Source organism: Fictibacillus enclensis (genome assembly GCF_030123385.1).
GTDB classification, from domain to species: domain Bacteria; phylum Bacillota; class Bacilli; order Bacillales; family Fictibacillaceae; genus Fictibacillus_C; species Fictibacillus_C enclensis.
This window is the reverse complement of the sequence record NZ_CP126109.1, coordinates 472260-491868: the sequence shown is the minus strand read 5'-3', so window position 1 is coordinate 491868 and position 19609 is coordinate 472260. Positions and strand designations below refer to the sequence as shown.

The 19609-nt window shown below is 41.3% G+C and carries 20 protein-coding genes; 5 read left to right on the top strand and 15 right to left on the bottom strand.

The features are described 5' to 3' along the window. Window positions 1-63 precede the first annotated feature (63 nt). The gene (locus tag QNH15_RS02670; RefSeq protein ID WP_283892369.1) at window positions 64-1026 is read left to right on the top strand and encodes a helix-turn-helix transcriptional regulator; all 963 of its coding nucleotides are present in this window, start codon (window positions 64-66) and stop codon (window positions 1024-1026) included. Between the two features lie 616 nt (window positions 1027-1642). On the opposite strand, the gene QNH15_RS02665 is transcribed toward QNH15_RS02670, so the two are convergent. From QNH15_RS02665 to QNH15_RS02630, 8 genes are all read right to left on the bottom strand, one after another. Next, entirely contained in the window at window positions 1643-2620 is a 978-nt protein-coding gene (locus tag QNH15_RS02665; protein ID WP_283892367.1) for an ABC transporter permease, read from the bottom strand. Then, the gene (locus QNH15_RS02660; RefSeq protein ID WP_283892365.1) at window positions 2617-4179 is read right to left on the bottom strand and encodes a sugar ABC transporter ATP-binding protein; all 1563 of its coding nucleotides are present in this window, start codon (window positions 4177-4179) and stop codon (window positions 2617-2619) included. The genes QNH15_RS02665 and QNH15_RS02660 overlap by 4 nt, the downstream gene beginning before the upstream one ends. A 55-nt stretch (window positions 4180-4234) precedes the next feature. After that, window positions 4235-5194 carry an ABC transporter substrate-binding protein gene (locus tag QNH15_RS02655; protein ID WP_283892363.1) on the bottom strand — a complete coding sequence of 320 codons (960 nt, stop codon included), beginning with the start codon at window positions 5192-5194 and terminating at the stop codon, window positions 4235-4237. A 356-nt stretch (window positions 5195-5550) separates the two neighbouring features. Then, window positions 5551-6312: a DeoR/GlpR family DNA-binding transcription regulator gene (locus QNH15_RS02650; protein ID WP_283892361.1), complete on the bottom strand. Its 762-nt coding sequence runs from the start codon at window positions 6310-6312 to the stop codon at window positions 5551-5553. A gap of 353 nt (window positions 6313-6665) precedes the next feature. Continuing rightward, window positions 6666-7649 carry a tRNA dihydrouridine synthase gene (locus tag QNH15_RS02645; RefSeq protein ID WP_283892359.1) on the bottom strand — a complete coding sequence of 328 codons (984 nt, stop codon included), beginning with the start codon at window positions 7647-7649 and terminating at the stop codon, window positions 6666-6668. A 303-nt stretch (window positions 7650-7952) separates the two neighbouring features. Further along, window positions 7953-8615 carry a Type 1 glutamine amidotransferase-like domain-containing protein gene (locus tag QNH15_RS02640; protein ID WP_283892358.1) on the bottom strand — a complete coding sequence of 221 codons (663 nt, stop codon included), beginning with the start codon at window positions 8613-8615 and terminating at the stop codon, window positions 7953-7955. A 386-nt stretch (window positions 8616-9001) separates the two neighbouring features. Continuing rightward, complete coding sequence (locus tag QNH15_RS02635) at window positions 9002-9910, bottom strand: DMT family transporter (protein ID WP_283895404.1); 909 nt, start codon at window positions 9908-9910, stop codon at window positions 9002-9004. Window positions 9911-9959: 49 nt separating this feature from the next. Further along, window positions 9960-10511 carry a prolyl-tRNA synthetase associated domain-containing protein gene (locus QNH15_RS02630; RefSeq protein WP_283892356.1) on the bottom strand — a complete coding sequence of 184 codons (552 nt, stop codon included), beginning with the start codon at window positions 10509-10511 and terminating at the stop codon, window positions 9960-9962. Window positions 10512-10638: 127 nt separating this feature from the next. Here QNH15_RS02630 and QNH15_RS02625 point away from each other — a divergent pair, with 127 nt between their 5' ends. Further along, window positions 10639-11508, top strand: a complete 870-nt coding sequence (locus QNH15_RS02625; protein WP_283892354.1) for a LysR family transcriptional regulator — start codon at window positions 10639-10641, stop codon at window positions 11506-11508. A gap of 424 nt (window positions 11509-11932) precedes the next feature. Here the strand turns inward: QNH15_RS02625 and QNH15_RS02620 are convergent, their stop codons facing one another. The 7 genes from QNH15_RS02620 to QNH15_RS02590 all read right to left on the bottom strand — a co-directional run bounded on the left by QNH15_RS02620 (window position 11933) and on the right by QNH15_RS02590 (window position 17989). Continuing rightward, entirely contained in the window at window positions 11933-13126 is a 1194-nt protein-coding gene (locus QNH15_RS02620; protein ID WP_283892352.1) for an FAD-dependent monooxygenase, read from the bottom strand. A 3-nt stretch (window positions 13127-13129) separates the two neighbouring features. Beyond that, on the bottom strand, window positions 13130-13747 hold the full coding sequence (locus QNH15_RS02615) for a TetR/AcrR family transcriptional regulator (RefSeq protein ID WP_283892350.1): 618 nt from the start codon (window positions 13745-13747) through the stop codon (window positions 13130-13132). Between the two features lie 373 nt (window positions 13748-14120). After that, window positions 14121-15521: a 23S rRNA (uracil(1939)-C(5))-methyltransferase RlmD gene (gene rlmD / locus QNH15_RS02610; protein WP_283892348.1), complete on the bottom strand. Its 1401-nt coding sequence runs from the start codon at window positions 15519-15521 to the stop codon at window positions 14121-14123. Window positions 15522-15674: 153 nt separating this feature from the next. Then, entirely contained in the window at window positions 15675-16595 is a 921-nt protein-coding gene (locus QNH15_RS02605) for a diacylglycerol kinase (protein WP_129478090.1), read from the bottom strand. A gap of 149 nt (window positions 16596-16744) precedes the next feature. Then, window positions 16745-17059, bottom strand: a complete 315-nt coding sequence (locus QNH15_RS02600) for a DMT family transporter (RefSeq protein WP_283892346.1) — start codon at window positions 17057-17059, stop codon at window positions 16745-16747. Beyond that, window positions 17059-17400: a DMT family transporter gene (locus QNH15_RS02595; protein WP_061974862.1), complete on the bottom strand. Its 342-nt coding sequence runs from the start codon at window positions 17398-17400 to the stop codon at window positions 17059-17061. Before QNH15_RS02595 ends, QNH15_RS02600 begins: the two co-directional genes overlap by 1 nt. 13 nt (window positions 17401-17413) lie before the next feature. Further along, window positions 17414-17989: a TetR/AcrR family transcriptional regulator gene (locus QNH15_RS02590; RefSeq protein ID WP_283892343.1), complete on the bottom strand. Its 576-nt coding sequence runs from the start codon at window positions 17987-17989 to the stop codon at window positions 17414-17416. Between the two features lie 138 nt (window positions 17990-18127). Here QNH15_RS02590 and QNH15_RS02585 point away from each other — a divergent pair, with 138 nt between their 5' ends. The 3 genes from QNH15_RS02585 (at window position 18128) to QNH15_RS02575 (ending at window position 19583) form a co-directional block, all read left to right on the top strand. Beyond that, complete coding sequence (locus QNH15_RS02585; RefSeq protein ID WP_283892341.1) at window positions 18128-18622, top strand: GNAT family N-acetyltransferase; 495 nt, start codon at window positions 18128-18130, stop codon at window positions 18620-18622. Then, window positions 18615-19145 carry an HXXEE domain-containing protein gene (locus QNH15_RS02580; RefSeq protein WP_283892340.1) on the top strand — a complete coding sequence of 177 codons (531 nt, stop codon included), beginning with the start codon at window positions 18615-18617 and terminating at the stop codon, window positions 19143-19145. Before QNH15_RS02585 ends, QNH15_RS02580 begins: the two co-directional genes overlap by 8 nt. A 108-nt stretch (window positions 19146-19253) precedes the next feature. Continuing rightward, window positions 19254-19583: a DUF1516 family protein gene (locus QNH15_RS02575; RefSeq protein WP_283892339.1), complete on the top strand. Its 330-nt coding sequence runs from the start codon at window positions 19254-19256 to the stop codon at window positions 19581-19583. Window positions 19584-19609 lie beyond the last annotated feature (26 nt).

The window sequence follows — 19609 nt, the reverse complement described above, 5'->3', positions numbered from 1 at the left end:
TCGCTTGATAGGTATATCATATCCTTAAATCATGTCAAAAAATGATACTGTTTAGGAGCCCCGATGAAAAAAGTTGAGCGGATCAATGTCATTATGCGTTACATCAACAATCGTGCCCACTTTACCATTTCTGAAATCATGCGGGAGTTTAACATCTCCCGTTCGACCGCCATTCGAGACATACGAGAAATTGAAGCCATGGGAATGCCCCTTGTCGCTGAGGTCGGAAGAGATGGGGGTTATTTTGTCATGCACAACTCTGTCCTGCCTGACGTCCGCTTTACTCATCATGAAGTCAAAGCCCTTTTTATTGCCTTTATGGCCACAAGAAATCAACAGCTCCCCTACCTGAAGAGCCGTCAATCTTTAGCTGAAAAATTACTGGGCCTGATATCTGAAAACCAACAGGATGACCTTGTTCTTTTAAATCAGATCTTGCTGTTTGAAGGAACCAACCCGCATAATCCTGATTTGCTTGATCTCTCTGACCTTCCCCATCCCATGTTGGAAACACTCATCCAAACCCTGCTTGTGGACCGCTATTTATCGATTACTATCAAGGAAGAAAAAATAAATAAGTCTTATTCAATTTATATCTTGCACCTTTACCGTGAAAAAAGCGCCTGGCTGATTGAAGGCTTTGATTTAAAGGAAGAAAGGAAAAAGATTATTCCTGTTGACCATCTCTCGGATGTTAAGCCCTACCCGGCGAAGAAAAGAGTCAGCAGGAAAAAGATTCTGGAAAAGTTGAGTAAGCAAGAGGAAGCGATCAACCTTGTCCTTGAACTAGGCCCAAAAGCCATAGCCCAGTTCAAAAAATACCACCCTTTAAAGGTGTCTATTTCCTATACCAATCCTTATCAGACGACAGCTTTACTACAGACTTTTATCGATGTTAATATGCCGGAAGAACTGACCGAGGTTACCAATTGGCTGTTATTTTTGGGTACAGATGTGAAAGTGAGGGAAATGCCAGGAAAAGTTTTGGAAGGTTTACAAGAAAGGCTATATTTATACCGACCATAACAGTTGCTATGGTTTTAGAATCCGAATGTACGCATGCCAAAATTAGCTTTTAATGATTTATATGTTTAGGTGTATCACACTGTTTTAATGCCTTCCTTTTTGAGTTGTTCCATTAGCTAAAATTCGTTCGTACCCGGTTAGGGTATGGCCATCAATTTTCTCTTCAATAATTCTGGGTATGGCAACTTATCCTTACTAATTTCTATTCCTATAATTTCACGTATCAATGGTAACTTTTTTGTTTTTTTATATTATATTGAAATCTTTCCATTCGCTTCTATAATTCCTAACTTAACGACGGAAATATCAAAAACATCTTTTCTCTAAGCATTTGAAGAATATTATCTAGAGAATAATGGATCTTGCGCTAATCCATTGGGTTCAATAATAGCCCTTATTGTATTTTTTCTACAATAGGTTGAACGATAATGGTATCTATAGAAATCATTATAACCGTTTAAGCAAGGGTCATTTGGGAAATGGACTATCTTCCAGGTATTCATCTGAGTTCATCAAAAGTAAATCCCTGAGAACGTTTCTGTTCTCAAGGAAAGTTTAGAGCCGCTTGTTTATATAGTTCATGGTTCCACCATTAAATTAGCGACTGCTTCAAAATTTATGTTCGGCTTCGTAACCTATCAAGCAGCACGGCAATAACAATAACTACCCCTTTTACAACTTGTTGCCAGTAATAATCGACGTTAAGCAAAGTCATTCCATTGGTTAATACAGCCACAATCAAAACGCCAATAATAGTTCCTTGTATACGGCCACGGCCTCCTACAAAACTAGTACCACCTAGTACGACAGCTGCTATCGCATCTAGCTCAAATGCGATTCCTACCATAGGCTGCCCTGAGAACAAACGGCCTGCCATCACAACGCCACTAACACCGGCCAATAAGCCACTGATGGAATATACATGAATCAGGGTGCGATTAACTTTAATCCCTGTAAGATGTGCAGCTTCTTCATTACCGCCAATAGCATAAACATGTCGTCCGAACATCGTATACTTTAAGACGATGAACATGATGATATAAACAATGGCCATGACATAGATAGGAGTAGGAATCCCCAGAATTTTTCCTGCTCCAATGAACTTGAACTGCTTTGAAGCCAAAACGACAGGATATCCACTAGTTAATACATAAGCCAATCCCCTTAGGTAGGTCATACTTCCAAGCGTCACGATAAAGGCAGGCAACTTAGGTACAGCCGTTAAAAATCCATTAACAGCTCCAGCAACATATCCTACAGCAGCTCCTGCTAACATAGCAATAACCGGGGGAGTTCCGGCATTAGAAAGTAAAACAGATATAACACCGCTCAACGCAAGGATTGAGCCTACCGATAAATCAATTCCTCCTGTTAAAATCACTACGGTCATCCCAGCTGCCAGGATGGCAGTGATTGAACTCTGCTTTAGTACATTTAAGATATTACTTGAGTCCGTGAAATTTGGTGCAACAATCATCATCACTATGATTAATAAGACAAGAATTATTAGCATGCCCAGTTGATTAAAAAACTGTTTTGACCGTTCCTTGAATGAAACTGCGGATGGAGTTGACATTTGTAAGTTTGTATTCATTGTTTAACCTCTCCTGTAGCATAGTACATAATTTTTTCCTGTGTAGCTTCATCACGAGATAGTTCCGCGCTTAATTTTCCCTCATGGATCACCAAAATCCGATCACTAACGGCTAATATTTCTGGTAATTCAGAAGAAATCATCAACACTGCAAGCCCTTGCTCTGCTAACTTACTTATGATTTTATGAATTTCAGTCTTTGCACCTATGTCTACACCACGGGTTGGTTCGTCAAGCAACAGAATTTTAGGGCCAATAGATAACCATTTAGCAATAACAACCTTTTGTTGATTACCTCCGCTAAGCCCCATAACATTTTGTTCCTTTGATGCTGCTTTTACTCCAAGTTCTTTAATGTATCGATCCGCATCACAATTCATTTGCTTATACTGCAATAGTTTAAATTTACGATAGGTTGGCAATTGTGCCATCAGTATATTTTCTTTTATTGATAAATTTGGTAATAAACCTTGTTCCTTCCTATTTTCAGGGACATGTGCAATGCCAAGTTTTATTGCGTCGATAGGACTTTTTATATGAACCTGCTGACCATCTAAAATTATTTGACCTTCTGACACTTCGGTTAGTCCAAAGATTGTTCTTACCAGCTCAGTCCGTCCCGCACCGACAAGACCGGCTAAGCCCACAATTTCACCGGGGTAGATTTTCAGGGATATCCCCTTTACAACCTTCTTGTCAGAGACATTGTTCAACTCAAGGACTGGTTTTTGTTCAGACCTAACAGCACTTTCGATTCTTTCTCTTACAAATAGCTCATTTAACTCTCTTCCTACCATAAGTTTTACGAGATTTTCAGGATTTGTATCCGAAATTGGTCCACTTGTAATCCAATGACCGTCTCTAAGAACTGTAAAGCGATTTGATATTTTAAAAATCTCATCCATTCGATGAGAAATATACACAATAGCTACTCCTTTTCTTCTTAATTCTTCAATAATGCCAAATAGCTTTTCTATTTCTTTTTCTGTCAGAGATGCTGTCGGTTCATCCATAATAAGAATCTCAGAATTAAGTGTTAAAGCTCGAGCAATTTCTACCATTTGTTGTTGGGCCACACTTAAGGTGGAAACATCCGCCCGGGGATCCAAGGACGATCCTATGGATTTTAAAACTCGGGCAGCCTTTTCATAAATATCATTCCATTTTATTAGGCCTACCCTATTTTTCTTAAATGATGTCCCCATCATAATATTCTCGCCAATGGACAAATTGGGTGAAAGGCTTATTTCTTGGTGAATTACACTGATCCCTTTATTTCTTGCTTCCATTGGATTATTCCAATGTACTTCTTGACTTTTATATTCAATCGTTCCTCCATCAGGCTGATACACGCCAGCCATGATTTTCATTAAAGTAGATTTTCCCGCACCATTTTCCCCCATCAAGGCATGAACTTCTCCTTTATGGAGTTCGATATTAACGTTTTGCAACACTTTGACACCGGAAAATCTCTTCGTAACCGCCTTCATCCTTAGGATGGGTAGCTGATTCTCTGGTGATCGACGATTTATTTGTTCTTGTACCTGAAATACTGCCATCAGTGCCACTCTCCTAATTCACCATATTGTTTTACCTCTTCTATAGGGGAACTAATTACCAGCCACTATAAGAATCAACATTATCTTTAGTGATGAATTTAGTTGGAATGAGAACTTTGGAGTCAACTTTCTTTCCATCAATGATTTTTAATGCTAAGGCCACGCCATCAATAACCATTTGATTCGGGAATTGTGCTGAAGTACCAGCAAAGCTTCCACCTTTTTTCAGCGCCTTAACTGCAGAAGGTGCACCGTCGACACTTACGACAAAGAATTCATTTTGTCTGCTAGCTTGCTCTTGAGCAATTTGTACTCCAACAGCCTCTTCATCATTTATTGTAAAAACTGCATCGATTTTCTTGTTGGCTGTTAGTGTACCTTCCATTACGGTAAGGGCCTTTTCACGATTACCCTCACCATTTTGTTTGGCAACCACCTTGATATTTGGATATTTTTTAATTACTTCGTTAAAACCTTTAATTCGGTCTGTTACTGCTGAAACAGGAGGTCCATCGATAATAGCAATATTACCTTTTCCATGGAGTTGTTTTACAAGGTGCTCGGCAGCTAGTTTACCTGCTTGAACGTTATCCGACATAACTACTGTATCGATACCACCTTCTGCAAATCCATCAAGAGCAATAACAGGAATACCTGCTGCTTTTGCCTCACTTACTGCACCGGCAATACCCGAAGAATCAAATGGACTTAATAATATTAAATCAACATTTTTTGTGATAAAGTCTTCAATTTGTGCTGTTTGTTTCGAAAGATCTTGATCCGCGCTTACAGTTGTTACTTCAGCATTATACTTAGAAGCCACTTCTTTAGCTCCTTTAGACATCGCTACAAAGAATGGATTACTTAAATTTGGAACTGTTAAACCAATCTTTAGCTTTTTTTCCGTATTAGCCTTTCCGCCCCCTCCGGAAGCGCTTTCATTATTGTTGCAAGCACTTAAAAAACATAAAGTTAAAATTAATAATACTATGTGAAACATTTTAAAGTTTTTCATGGTATGTAATTCCTCCCAAATATAGTTTTGTAAAGTAATCGATACTTCTAGCAAAACACAATACTTGTAAAAAAATCCGTAAGACCGTAGTATAAAAATGAGTGCTAAAATTTAGTATTAATTTTAGCTATACTCAGGCAGGGTTATGATTCTGGGCTTTTTCCATTTGGTCGTGGTTGCCCTGAATCGTAACCTTTTTTTAGTGTTTCTTTTCATTTTTCTCCCACAAAGAACAAGTTAATGAAAACGATAGAAATCTCTTCAATTTTTTTACAACTATAAGCATCACCTCCTATAAATGAAATTGGTATTTGTATAAAACGCTTTCATTTAAAACCTTAATTTTTTTGACTAAATCAGACTACGTTAACAAAAACTCCTGATTCCCCAATTCTGTTAAGGACGTTTTCTTGTGCGGCTCTATCAGTTATTAAATAATCTATCTCATGAATATCCCCAAACCTCGCAAAGCTTACCTGACCTATTTTGGTATGATCCGTCACGAGAATAACCTTTTCCGCGCATTCAATCATCTTTCTTTTGGTTGATGCCTCAATTAAATTTGGAGTGGTTAAGCCGTTTTCTATATCAACGCCATTCGTAGCAATAAACGATTTGTCTACACAAATTTGATTAAAGCTTAATTCAGCCAAAGGACCTACTAACGCAAGTGTTTCCCAACGCAGAGAACCACCGCACAATAAGACGTCAATTCCAGATACATCCTTTAATTCGTTGGCACACAATATTGAATTGGTAACCACCTGTAAGCTCGAAAAGTTTCTTAGTTCTTGAGCAAGGTAATAAGTTGTCGTACCCGAATCGAGCAAGATACTTTCACCGTTCTTAATAAGCTTAGCTGCCTCCTTTGCAATAGCCCTTTTCTCTTTTTGAAACTGCACCTCTTTCTCAATGTAAGTCGGTTCAAAGGTCACACTTTTGAACAATACAGCCCCCCCATGCGTTCTTTTTAACAACTGCGCTTCCTCTAGTTCCTTTAAGTCCCTACGAATTGTTGACTCAGACAAATCGAAGTGTTCACTTAATTCTTGTACATCCACTCTAGCATTCTTCTTTAGTAACTCTAATATGGCTGACTTTCTTTCTATACCGTACACAGAATCGTTTCCCTCCAATACATCTGGAATGAGATGACCGTTTTAGCTCATTTTTGATCGAATTTGTTTTTTTATGCTCATTTTTGATTATATGTGCTATTTTACCAATTTACAATATAAGTTTTAAGATAATTAGTAAAATTTAAAATAATGGCTAAATAAAGAACTATCGAAGATAAGAGAGAAATAGAAGTATCTTAAAAGTAAAACTAAATAAGAAAAAGGAGTTACTCCATTAGGGAGCAACTCCGAAAACTGAAATAGACGCTGCTTATTTGGTTGGTTTCTGCTTTTAGTTGTGTTTTTTCTTATAGGCCAATAATGAAATAAATAAGCAAAAACGTATTTTGCCTTTACAGTTCCCCTATTACATCAAGATTCTTTGAAACAAAGTGATCGAGCAAGGCCCGCACTTCATCTGTTGATTTTGTGTGGAATAATTGATTTCTTAATTCACCTGCTCCTCGGAATCCTTTGACATAGATCTTAAAAAAGCGATGAATAGCTGTGAACGGGCGCAGCTCCAACTCGGAGTATTGATCAAGAAGATCCAGATGCAATCTTAAGAGATCCAGCAATTCTTTACTGCTATGCTCTTTCGGCTCCTTTTCAAAGGCAAATGGATTATGGAAAATCCCACGCCCGATCATAACTCCATCCACACCATATTGTTCAGCGAGCTTCAAGCCCGTTTGACGGTCAGGAATGTCCCCATTGATCGTCAAAAGTGTATCAGGTGCTACCTCGTCACGGAGTTTCTTAATCTCCGGGATCAGTTCCCAATGCGCATCTACTTTGCTCATTTCATCCCTTGTACGCAGATGAATGGATAGATTGACAACGTCTTGTTTCAAGATGTGTGTCAGCCAATCCTTCCATTCATCTAGATCAGAAAATCCAAGCCTTGTTTTTACACTGACAGGTAATCCTCCTGCTTTTGCGGCTTGTATTAATTCTGCCGCCACTTCCGGACGACGGATCAGGCCGCTTCCCTTCCCATTCTGTGTCACATTCGGTACAGGACAGCCCATATTGATATCGATACCTTGAAAGCCCATTTCCGCCATACCGATACTCATTTGCCGAAAATTTTCTGGACTGTCTCCCCATATATGGGCCACCATCGGCTGTTCATCCTCAGTAAACGTCAAACGCCCCTTCACACTCTGAATCCCTTGTGGGTGACAATAACTATCACTGTTTGTGAACTCTGTAAAAAACACATCCGGTCTGCCTGCTTCACTCACTACATGACGGAAAACAACATCCGTCACTTCTTCCATTGGTGCTAATATAAAAAATGGTCGTGGTAACTCACGCCAAAAATTGTCTTTCATAATTCAAATCCAAATCCTCTCATGATGGGAAACTTCATGAACTCTTATCCCAAAATTAAAAAGCAAGATGTCCCTGCTTCCTTTACATTTATACCATGCTTAAACCCTTATTATCAAACGGATTCGTTCTACCTCTATTAACCAGTATTCCACTTTTTAAGGTAAAATAAAGATTTACCAGAAAAAGACCCCGAAATCGCAAAAGAATTTTTCGCGAAATCAGGGCCGGACCACAAGGTTTATTTTATTTAGATTGTTACAACTCCAAATTCGCCATACACTTCTCGTGCACCATTAGTAAGATCATGGCGTGAACAATTTCCACTGCCCTTCAGATACAACTTCGACCTCTCCATCAATCACTTTGATGGCGGTCTGATCATCCATTGCATACGCCGGCCCCTGCATCCCGGCTGCCCATTTCTCTGCATTAGCCATCGTGTTGTACGGCAGCATCTCGTGCTCCAGATGCGGAAACATTGCAAAATCGACCAGGTTCAGTGTTTCATCACCGCCGCTGGGTGGAGTCCAGTTAACGAAGAATTCTCCGATGTTCGGTGCCATCACCATGCTCCCGGCACTGAGTCCTACATAGACTGAATCCAGCGACGGCAAGAGTTCTGCCAGCCCGGACTGCTTCATCCAGTAATTCAAATACAATGGGTCACCGCCATCCACTAACAGAACGTCAGTCTCCTTGACCATCGGAACCCAATGCTCTTTACCGAGGCTTGGCAGCGCCGAGAGTTCCAGCACCCCCATAGACTTCCAGCCCACCTCACACATCGGTGCCCCGGATTGTCCATTCAAGAACTTCCATGCGTTCCATGCACCTCCGGGTATGGCGTACACCGCAGTGGGTATACAGAGAGCGTTGGACTCTTCAATCGGCTTGTCCAGCATGTCAACCAGCGCATCACGAATGCTTTTGTTACTAATGCCCCCAGATGTAAGAAGTAATTTCATAACACATCTCCCTCGTCTTTATGTGTCTTTAATTCTTCTGACTTATATTATGGGTATGCAGATTCATGTTCTATCTTAATGTTTATATGAGGGTGTAATCAGAGTCAAGGGATAATAGATTCAATTCAAATCTATTCAGCTTTACAAGAAACAAAAAGAAGGCAACACCCACTAGGGTTAGTTGCCTTCTTTTACTATAAGTTGCGCCACACACTCCACATATCTGGACTGTATGTGGCAACAATTGGGATGTTGGTGATTCATAAAAAACAAACGGATCCAGTGTCGCCTGCTTCTGTTGACGATATTTAATTTAGAATTCTGGAGCAATGCCGCACTTCATCTGTTGACTTTGCCGTCATTAATTAATTTCTTAATTCTTATCTTCACTGCTTTAAACGGTATTCAGCTGTTGTTTTCATTAATTGATCGGAACGGTTGACTGGTCTTATTTCACTAACAAATGTAGAGCCTAGTAGAAGTAAACCACCAAGCATCTGAACAAATGTCATCTTTTCTTGCAGGATTACTACAGAAATTAATATAGCTACAAATGGATCCACATAACTCAGCATAGCTATACTCTGTCCTTTTAAACCCTCCATACCAGAGAAAAATAACCAAAACCCAATCCCGGTATTTATAATCCCTAAAATTAAGATAAAAGGAATGGAAAAGCTTGATACTTCAAAGATACGAAAGCTGGAAGTCATGAAAATATAGAGAATTAAAAGCAAAGTGGATACTCCCAACTGAATGATGGTCAACTCTAACTTGCTCGTATCTTTAATAAATTTATTTAGAAGCAATAACGCAGCATAAAATCCAGCTGCAATTAATCCAAACAAAAGTCCAAGAAAATCATCTGTGCTGGATGCTTTCAGGCCAACTCCTACAGTCATTAACATTCCTATGATCGCTGCACCAATACACACAATTTTCTTGATAGGTAATGGTTCCCCAAGTACAACTGGTGAAAGAATCATCACAAAAACAGGCGCAAAGTAATAACCTAGCGTTGCATTAGCAATTGTTGTATGGTCATAAGATTGGTAAAGAAAAATCCAATTACCTCCCAATGCAATGCTTGAAAGGATCAAAATTAAAGCATTTGATCTAACTGGATTCCATGATATTTTTTTCTTAGTTGCGAAGAATATTAACAATAAAAATAAGCAGCCTATGGAACTGCCTAGTAAAGCTCTCTCGCTCGAACTTAGATCAATGTTTCGTGCAACTAAACCAATGGTACTGAAAATAACCATTGATAATATAAACTGAATTTTGGATTTCATCATTTACTCCTACGGATCCACGAAACAGCTTATCTTCGCAGATGCTTAATTAGTTTATATTTTGCATTTCGATTACTTTCGGAATGTGCTTTGCATAGGTTAGGAAGTTATTGACGATGAGCTCAGTTTTTACCTTCATATATCCGGTTGTCATTCCATCACTACATCCATACCACTCTTCTAAAAGAACATCCTTATCGAAAACCACTTGCACAAGATTTTTCTTGTCCATTAAAACACTGAATACAGTGGCTGCTCCAATTTTCACGCCAAGAATTTTTTCCATTAGTTCCGCAGGAGCAAAAGAAACACGTGATATGCCGAGCGTATTGCTGAAATTCTTTGCTTTGAACAGTTTATCTGCGGTGGTTATATATAAATAAAATTCAGTTTTTTTACTATTACAGAGAAACAGCGTTTTTACCATTTTCATATTCAATTTGTGATTAATCTCAATGCAGTCCTCCATTGAAATGGCTTCATCTGTATTCACACGCTCAAATGGAATCTGTAACTCTGCCAATGATTCATAGACCTTTTCTTGAAGATAAGACTTGTAGCTGTCCGGTGCTTTTCCCATAATATCACTCACAAAAAACATCGTTATACACCACTCCTTTCCTAACTTGAATAATGAATAGCAATAATGTATCATACCCACATCCATTACAAAAACGAATGTTTATCATGATGTCCATGATAAAACCAGATGGAATGAGGAAAGAGCTATGAATATCCAAAAATATATGGCATTTGTCAAAGCAGTAGAATTGGGCAGTTTTACAAAAGCTGCCGAAATATTGGACTATTCACAGTCCGGGATTAGCCGTATGATTAATGATTTAGAAAAGGAATGGGAGATTTTTCTTTTTGAAAGAGGACGTACGGGTATCAATTTAACCTCAGAGGGTTTAAAATTATTGCCTCAATTAAAGAGAATTTGCAATGAATACGAAATCTTAATGAAGCAAATTGGAGACTTGCATAATTTGGAATCCGGTATCATTCGCATTGGGACATTTTCCAGCGTAGCCTCTCATTGGCTTCCTAACATTCTTAATATTTTCAAGAAGGATTACCCAATGATTGATTTTGAATTTCTTCTTGGTGATTACACGGAAATTGAAAGCTGGATCCTTAATGGGCGTGTTGACTTTGGATTTGTGCGGCTGCCGACAACAGCAGAACTTGAAACTGTATTTTTGGAACAAGACCGTTTGCTGGTAGTGATCCCACACGATCATCCTCTTTCCAATTGCGAAAAGTTTCCCATCAACGGCTTACTGAACAGTCCATTTATGCTATTGGAAAAGGGAGCGAAAACAGAGATTTCCGAAATTTTTGAGAGACACCAAATCGCACCGCATGTTAATTTTACAACATGGGATGACTATGCCATTATGTCTATGGTGGAAAATGGGCTGGGAATCAGTATATTACCAGAATTGATATTACAGCGTATTCCCCACAAAATTATTGCTAAAGAGCTTGAAGTTCCTGCTTTTAGAAATATTGGTGTTGCTATGAGGGAACAAAAATCCCTTTCCCTTGCGTCCAATAAATTTTTAGAATATTTGTCATATAGGAACAGAGAGTAAATGAGTATGATGATTCAAAAACCAATGCGCAAATGAAATTTTGTTCTCAATCTTGGAGATAAGCTAAAAGAAGTCCCCAAACTCAAGGAACTCCCCAAGTTCCACATTCTCATTTATTAGTTGATAAAGTTACCTGTAAACAAGACGGCAGCATTTGTATCCAATACAGCTTCGTTAACCCATTCAAGAAACATAAAAAAAGGCAACGCCCATAAGGGTTAGTTGCCTTCTTTTACTATAAGTTGCGCGACACACTCCACATGGGTTGAGTGTTGGTCGCAGACACGTTTGATGTAGTGGTGTTTACCTTCAACCATTATGCTCGACTGTTAAATAGATTTTTTCTATCGAAAAGTATTGTTGTACTGTACTCTGCAAAAAATAGATCTGTTGTTTTTTCATAGTTCTTATTCAACATCGAACGTTATTTTGGCACTCTAATACTTTTGAATTTCATAAAGTTTCTTATGATTGGCATGACTGATGCACGCATCGTTATATCTCGAATCATTAATTTCCATTTGGACTCGGGGAAAAAGAAGCTTGCGAATTTACGAGCTGATTTCTGGATTTTAGTTACTTGGGGAACCATTAATGCGTTATACTCAGCTAGAGCTCCTTTAATATTACTTTTTGACTCACCTAAACAACGGGCTAATGAGTAGGCTCCTGCCATAGCTAACGATGAGCCTTGTCCTGCAACTAAAGATACACAACCGCAAGCGTCACCTACAAGTGCCACACGTCCTTTTGTCCATGTTGTCATTTCAGTTTGAGCAACGTCGTCAAAATAAAAGTCAGTTACCTTCTCACTTTCCTGAAGAATATCGGGGACTACCCAGCCCATATCTCCAAAGTGTTTCTTTAATTCTTTTATTCCCTCTTCATGTGAGTGGTGTTTTAGTGAGCCATCCTTATTTGAAAAAAGGAAAAATGCTGCTATTCGATTTCCCATTATAGGATATATACTTACTTGTCGCCCAGGCTCTGTAATCGTATCAAAAGTATGATCGGTTTTATTGTATTTAGATGTTTTATCAAATGTAAAAGCCACCGTTTGATAACCCATTGAATGAACATAATTTTCTTCTTCACCAAAAACAAGTTTTCGAACTTTTGAATGTATGCCGTCTGCTCCAACCAACAAATCACAGTTGAGTTTTGTTTCATTTGAAAGCTCTACAAGGATGCCCTCCTCATCTTGTTGCAGTGATTCAATTGTTGTACTGTATGTTACTGGTACTCGATCTTTTATGCGTTCATAAAGCACACGTTCGAGATCTCCCCGCATAAAATTAAAGTGGCGGTCATTTAATAATTGTCGTAGCGATTGATAGTTGAGTGAATATTTGGTTGTTCCGTCAGCTCGTTTTACTTTTAGAGCTTCAATTGGATAATGAATCTTTTCTAGTTCTTTGAGTAGACCCATTTTTTCAGCAACATCGTATCCGGCTCCAAAAAAGTCCATCATGTATCCCTCTGTTCTTAGTCCAGGAGCCTTCTCAATAATTTGAACGGAGTAGCCTTCACGATCTAATTGATCAGCTAATGTTAAGCCTGCAATACCCGCGCCTACAATAAGAATTTTCATTTTATATCCTCTTTTTTTATTATTCAAGTTTTAACCTTCTAATAATTTTCCTAAAAAAATAAATTCAATCTGATTTTCAAGTTGAATGAGAAATTGGTCATACGTCATTTGATCATCGTAAATATAAAGCATCACGAGCGTCATCGCAGCGCCATAGATAGCGGTGCTCGCTTCCTTACGGTCAACAGATACTCGAAAGCAATCCGAATGCGCTACAATGATGGTTTCTACCCAACTTATTATTTCCTGATCAAATCCAAATAAGCTTTTGCGAAGATGGCGTGTTTCATCCGTTTCTTCAGTCATAACATGAAAAATCTCTCGCCAAAAGGTTTTGGGAAATTGCTCAAAAACGAGTGTTGTTCTTTTCATAAACCCAGTGAGGAGTTCAATAATGTTCCCTTTGTTTACTTCAATTTCTTGATGACCTTCATCCTTTAATCGCTCCATAAAGTTTGAAAACACCGCGAGTAAAAGTACCCCTTTAGAGGAGTAGTAATTATAGATCGTTCCGACTCCCACTTGAGCTTGTTTAGCTATTTCAGAAATAGTCGTCTGTTGATAGCCTTTATTAGAAAAGAAATCACTCGCTACTTCAATAATCTTTTTTTGATTTTCGATCTTCCTTTGCTCTCTAAGATTTACCATCTTTTAACCTCCTTGCACATATGAATGCATTCATAATTGAATTCGCAAAAAATGAACGTATTCATATATGAACACGTTCATTTTAAATTTACATTTATTTATTGTCAAGAACTACTCTTGATGGACTAACAATCTAGATTTCATTAGACGTACAAAAAATACCTTAAAATAGATTGCTTTCTAATAAAAAGCACTACCCTTTAAGAAAGGAATAGCGCTGTTAACATTCTTTTTGAAAAATAGTATTGCGATTTTTTTAAAAAGAGTACATTCTTCAAAATGAATTTATTTGTTACACAGTATACGTCTACTATGTAATAAAAGAGTTACCCACAATCTGACGAAATTTTAGTTTACAAAAAAACAGAGACCATTATCTGTTCTCTGCATCCTTACTATTCAACTCTATCCTCGCGACCGCCTCGCAATGCGTCGTCTGCGGGAACATGTCTACTGGCTGCACTTCTAGCGTCTTGAACCCGCCATCCTCTAAAATCCTTAAATCCCTCGCCAGTGTGGATGGATTACAGCTCACATACACCACACGCTTTGGCTTCATTTCAATAATGGTTTGAAGCAGGGCTTCGTCACAGCCTTTGCGCGGCGGATCGACGACGATGACGTCTGGGGTGATTCCTTGCTCTTTCCATTTTGGAATGACGACTTCGGATTCTCCGACGGCGAACTCGGCGTTATCGAGGCCATTCAGTTCAGCATTTCGTTTCGCGTCTTCAATGGCTTCCGGCACGATTTCCACACCGTATACCTTTTTCGCTTTTTGCGCCAGGAAAAGAGAAATCGTCCCGATGCCGCAATAGGCATCAATTACGGTTTCGTCTCCTGTCAGCTCCGCATATTTCAGCGCCTGATCATACAGGACCTTTGTTTGCTCTGGGTTGATCTGGTAGAACGAACGGGCCGAGATGGCGAATTGGATGTCACCGATATAATCGTAGATGTATTCCGAGCCCCAGAGGACCTTCGTTTCATTGCCAAAAATAACGTTGGTTTTCTTCGTGTTAACGTTTTGCACTACCGACTTGAGCTGCGGCAGAGCGTTCACGATGTCTTCCACGATTTTTTTGCGGTTCGGCAGATCTTTTCCGTTGGTCACGAGGACTATCATAAGCTCGTTCGTTGTTTTTCCGAAACGGGCAATCACATGGCGGACCATGCCTTTATGGCGTTGTTCGTCATACGGCGTGATGCCATATTTGTTCAGGATCTCTTTGACCACCTGGATCGCTTCATCCGCGGTATCCCCTGTGATAATGCAGGTGTCCATTTCCACAATTTCATGACTGCGCTTTTGGTAGAACCCTGTGATGAGACGGCCTTCACGTTCACCAACTGGCACCTGGGCTTTGTTTCGGTAGCGCCACGGCTCGTCTCCCATGCCAAGTGTCGGGAGCACCGGCACGTTTTCGATCTTGCCGATGCGCTGAAGTACGTCTTTCACCTGCTTGCGCTTGAACTCGAGCTGTCCCGGATAGGACAGGTGCTGAATCTGGCAGCCGCCGCAGCCCTTTTTATAAACCGGGCATGGCGGGTCCACCCTGTCCGGACTCTCTTCTATCACTTCCATCAACCGGCCGAAGCCGTAACCTTTTTTCACACCGACCACCTTGACCATCGCACGCTCGCCCGGCAGGCCGTTTGGAACAAACATCGGAAATCCTTCTACCTTCGCCACACCGGAACCGTCATGGGTCAGGTCGGAGAATTCCACTTCATAGATTTCATTTTTTGAGACCGGCGCATTCGCCTTTGCCATTGTACATCGTTCCTTTTCCTTCAGTTCTTTCCTGATTGTAGCATACCTGGCTCTTCTTAAACGATCGTTTAAATGAAACGTTTGTTTAACTTACTCTCAAGTATACCCTTATGCCAAGTACCGTAACGGGCAAAAAGAAAAGATGAGACCCTCTTATAGAGTCCCATCCTCTGCAATTTGAACGCGTTCTTTTGGCACGAGCATCTGGAAGTGATGGCGAAGGTTAACGAATTCGCCCGGCAGAAGTCCGCCGAATTCACCATCCAGGTTAAGCTGCATTTTATCGGTTGGCCGAACCTTGACCCGGTTCGCTTTTGTGTAGATGACATGGTCGTCATTCACGTGCTCACCGCGCAGGGCAAGGGTTGCAATACGAACAAATTCAGCCAGGTTCGTTTTCTTCAAAATGATAAGATCAAACATACCGTCATTGAACTCCGACGTTGGCGCAAGTTTTTCAAAACCGCCGATGGAGTTTGTGTTAGCCACGAGAAACAGCATGATTTCACCCTGAAACAGCTTGCCGTCATATTCGATCTCAGCGTAGGTCGGACGGATGGATGGCAGCATCTCGATCCCTTTTAAGAAATACGCGAGCTGCCCGATCATCGTCTTCAGCCTGCTTGGCACTTCATACGTGAGCTCGGTAATGCGGCCGCCGCCGGCGATGTTGATAAAAAACTTATCATTCACTTTTCCGATATCCACAGGAATTTCCGCACCCTGGCAGAGAACGTCGCATGCGCCCTCAATCGTACGCGGAACACCCAGCGCACGGGCAAAGTCATTCGTCGTTCCAGCCGGAATAATGCCCAGCTTCGGACGCTCTTCCAGGTCCGCAAGACCGTTGACCACTTCATAGATGGTTCCGTCACCGCCAGCGGCAATGACAAGGTCGAATCCACGCTCACCGGCAAGCCTGGCCGCTTTTGTGGCAGAGCCTTCCTCGGGTGTCGTGGCATGGGTGGACGTTTCATAGCCTGCGATCTCCAAACGTTCTAAAATATACGGAAGCTGTTTTTTGATCGCTTCTCTTCCGGATGTGGGATTGTATATAAGTCGAGCACGTTTCATAGTTTCACCTGATTTGTTTTTTTCTAATGGTTTGTTTATTAACATGATATGCCTGAACCAGAAAAAACAGCCCATACTTGGACTGCTTAATACCATCTCTTATTATAGTGATTCCCCTTCAAAAAAGCAAAACCGAAAATAGGAAATATTTATGAAATAACTTTCAGCCCAATAGCTGCAGCAACGACCATCGCCATGAATAAAATCCGCTTCCAGTCCCGGGATTCTCCATAGAGAAACATGCCGACGAGCACTCCGCCAACTGTGCCGATCCCTGTCCAGACCGCATAGGCCGTTCCCATGGACAGACTTTGCATCGCCATTGAAAGAAACGAGAAACTGCACACGAATCCGAGGATAAGAACAAGGATGGACACGACGTTTTTCTTCTTGGCGATCCGGTTCATACCAATTACGCCCAGCACTTCAAACGATCCGGCAATAATGACATAGAGCCAGCCCATTACACTTCACTCCCTTTTGCTTCAGGTTCTCCGGTGACGGCTTTTAAGCCCATCACTCCCACAAGCAACAGCGCGATCAGTGAAACCTTCGCCCAGCTGAACGGCACGCCAAAGAACAGCATTTCTGCCAGCACGGTTCCCGCTGTCCCGAGACCGGTAAATACGGCATAAACCGTTCCGACCGGCAATTTATTTAAACAGGGAATCAATAGAAAGAAGCTGACAACGATCACAAGACCAGTTGCCGTCCACTCCAGCGGTGTGTCGGCATGCTTCAGTCCGCTGACCCAGAGCACTTCAAGCAATCCTCCCATTATCACCAAAAACCAATATCGATTCATTTTCCTTCACCTCTTAGTTGAATAACGCACGTTCATACATATACCACGACGACCGCAGCCGCTCTTCAGCCCGGTCGTTTCCGCCGTACAGCATCTCGACAAACACACCGTCTAAAAGCGCAATATACGCTTTTGCGGCCCGTTTGATGTCCAGGTTTTGCATTTTGGGATGCTGTGCCTTCGCTTCCACAAACTCCTGAAGCAGTAAGTCTTCCATCTGATCCAGATAGCGGTATACGTATTCAATGATCTGCTGCTGCAAATGTTCGGGCGGAAAAAATGACGTCCGGAGCCAGAACTTGGCCCGTTCATCTTGTTCGTAGCTTTCCTTTTGCAGCTTCAGGTAACCATACAGCCTTTCCTTAAAGGATTGGCCGCCCTTTTTTATATAATCGACCGCCTGCTCCCACTCGTTCTGGACTGCCTCTTCCGTTACCGCCAAAAACAATTCATCCTTGTTTTTAAAATGAGCATAGATGGAGGGTTTCTTGATTCCCACATCGGCCGCAATCATGGCGAGCGATGCCCCGCTGTATCCGTGATTGGCAAAATGAGTGAGCGCCACGGCTTTAATTTTATCTGCTGTCACATTTAGCACCTACCTACCGTTCGTTAGGTAAAATTTTCTCACAAACCTTCATTGGTGTCAAAGGAATCGGCTTCAGGAAGGTTTTAACAAAATAAGATAGAACATAAAGAAGGGAACTTAGTAAAGGAGAGAAAAATAATGACCACTATACATCTTACCTATCGTTTTTCCAACCGCTATGACTTTCCGCAGCTGACGGAGCTTGAAAACCTGGTATGGAACACAGAGAACACACCGGCCGAGATTCGCTACACCTCCACCGAAGAATATGCGCAGCACTGTCCGGAAGGCAGCCAGCTACTGGCGCTATCCGGTGACCGGGTGTGCGGGGCTTTTTCCTACCGCATCCCCACGCACCTTGAAAGCAACCAGCATGTCGCGGAGCTGGCTCTTGCCATCCACCCGGACTTTCAGGGTCAAGGCGTGGCCCTGGCACTCATGAAGGAAGGTGAAGAATGGATGAAACGCCTTGGCAAATCCAAGCTTTCGCTTCGGGTCATGGCTACCAACCCACGAGCGATCCGTTTTTATGAAAAATGCGGATTTATCCGTCAGGGAGTACTGGTGAACGAATTTCGCATTAACGGACAATATGTGGATGACGTCATGATGTATAAAATGCTCGATGACTAGGGCAGAACTGAATGTACAGCCGCCTGGTAGAGAAAAGAGTCTGTTTCTGAAGCTGCTCTGGCTGTATCCTGTTGTGTTTCTTATTCATGATGCCGAGGAAATTTTATCGATTAATCCGTTTCTGAACGTTCATAAAAACGAGGCTCCTTTCAACAGGCTGCCGGTCGAGCGCATTACTACGGGAACGTTTGCGGTCAGTGTGGGATTGATTTTCCTTGTGATTTTGGCGCTGTGCTTATATATCAGCAAAAACACAGGGGAACGACGGCCCGTTTTCCGACTGCTCGCTGCCGTACTGTTTATGAATGGAATCACCCATGTGCTGCAGGCGATTTATTTTACCGGGTACACACCCGGTGTGGTAACTTCAGTGCTTTTGATTTTTCCATATGCCTATTTCGTCTGGAAAAAAGATTCCGTAAAGGGCCGGATACTCGCGAAGTATCTCCTGGCGGGTTTTGTCGTTCAGATTCCGCTCGCGCTTGGTGCCGTCATTGCCGGCACGCTGCTTTTCCAATCGTGAACAATTTGCGGATGTTGAAGGCTTCCCCTTGTTTTAACAATAGGTAACCGATACTATTAATAGGTGAAAAGGCACTTATTTGGTTTTTTTGAAAAGGAGGAAATTTCGTTGTTCAATATTTTGTTGCAATCGCATTCCGGCTCATGGGCAATTCTGGTCATCTTATTTTTGATTACATATTTCACACGACAAAAGATCACACTCATGCTGCAGCGCCTCTTTTACCTCATCATGATCGTGACCGGCGTGGGGATGCTCGTACAGCTTCACTTCCCGCTTCATTACGTGTTAAAAGGAATCCTCGCCATTGTGCTGATCGGCGTCATGGAAATGATGGTTGCCCGCAAACGCAAAGGCAATCCGATGGCAGCGATGTGGATCGTCCTCATCATCCTGCTCGCGCTCGTTCTATTGCTTGCCTATAACGTTATTGGATAATCACAAAAAAATCCGGCTTCCTCTTA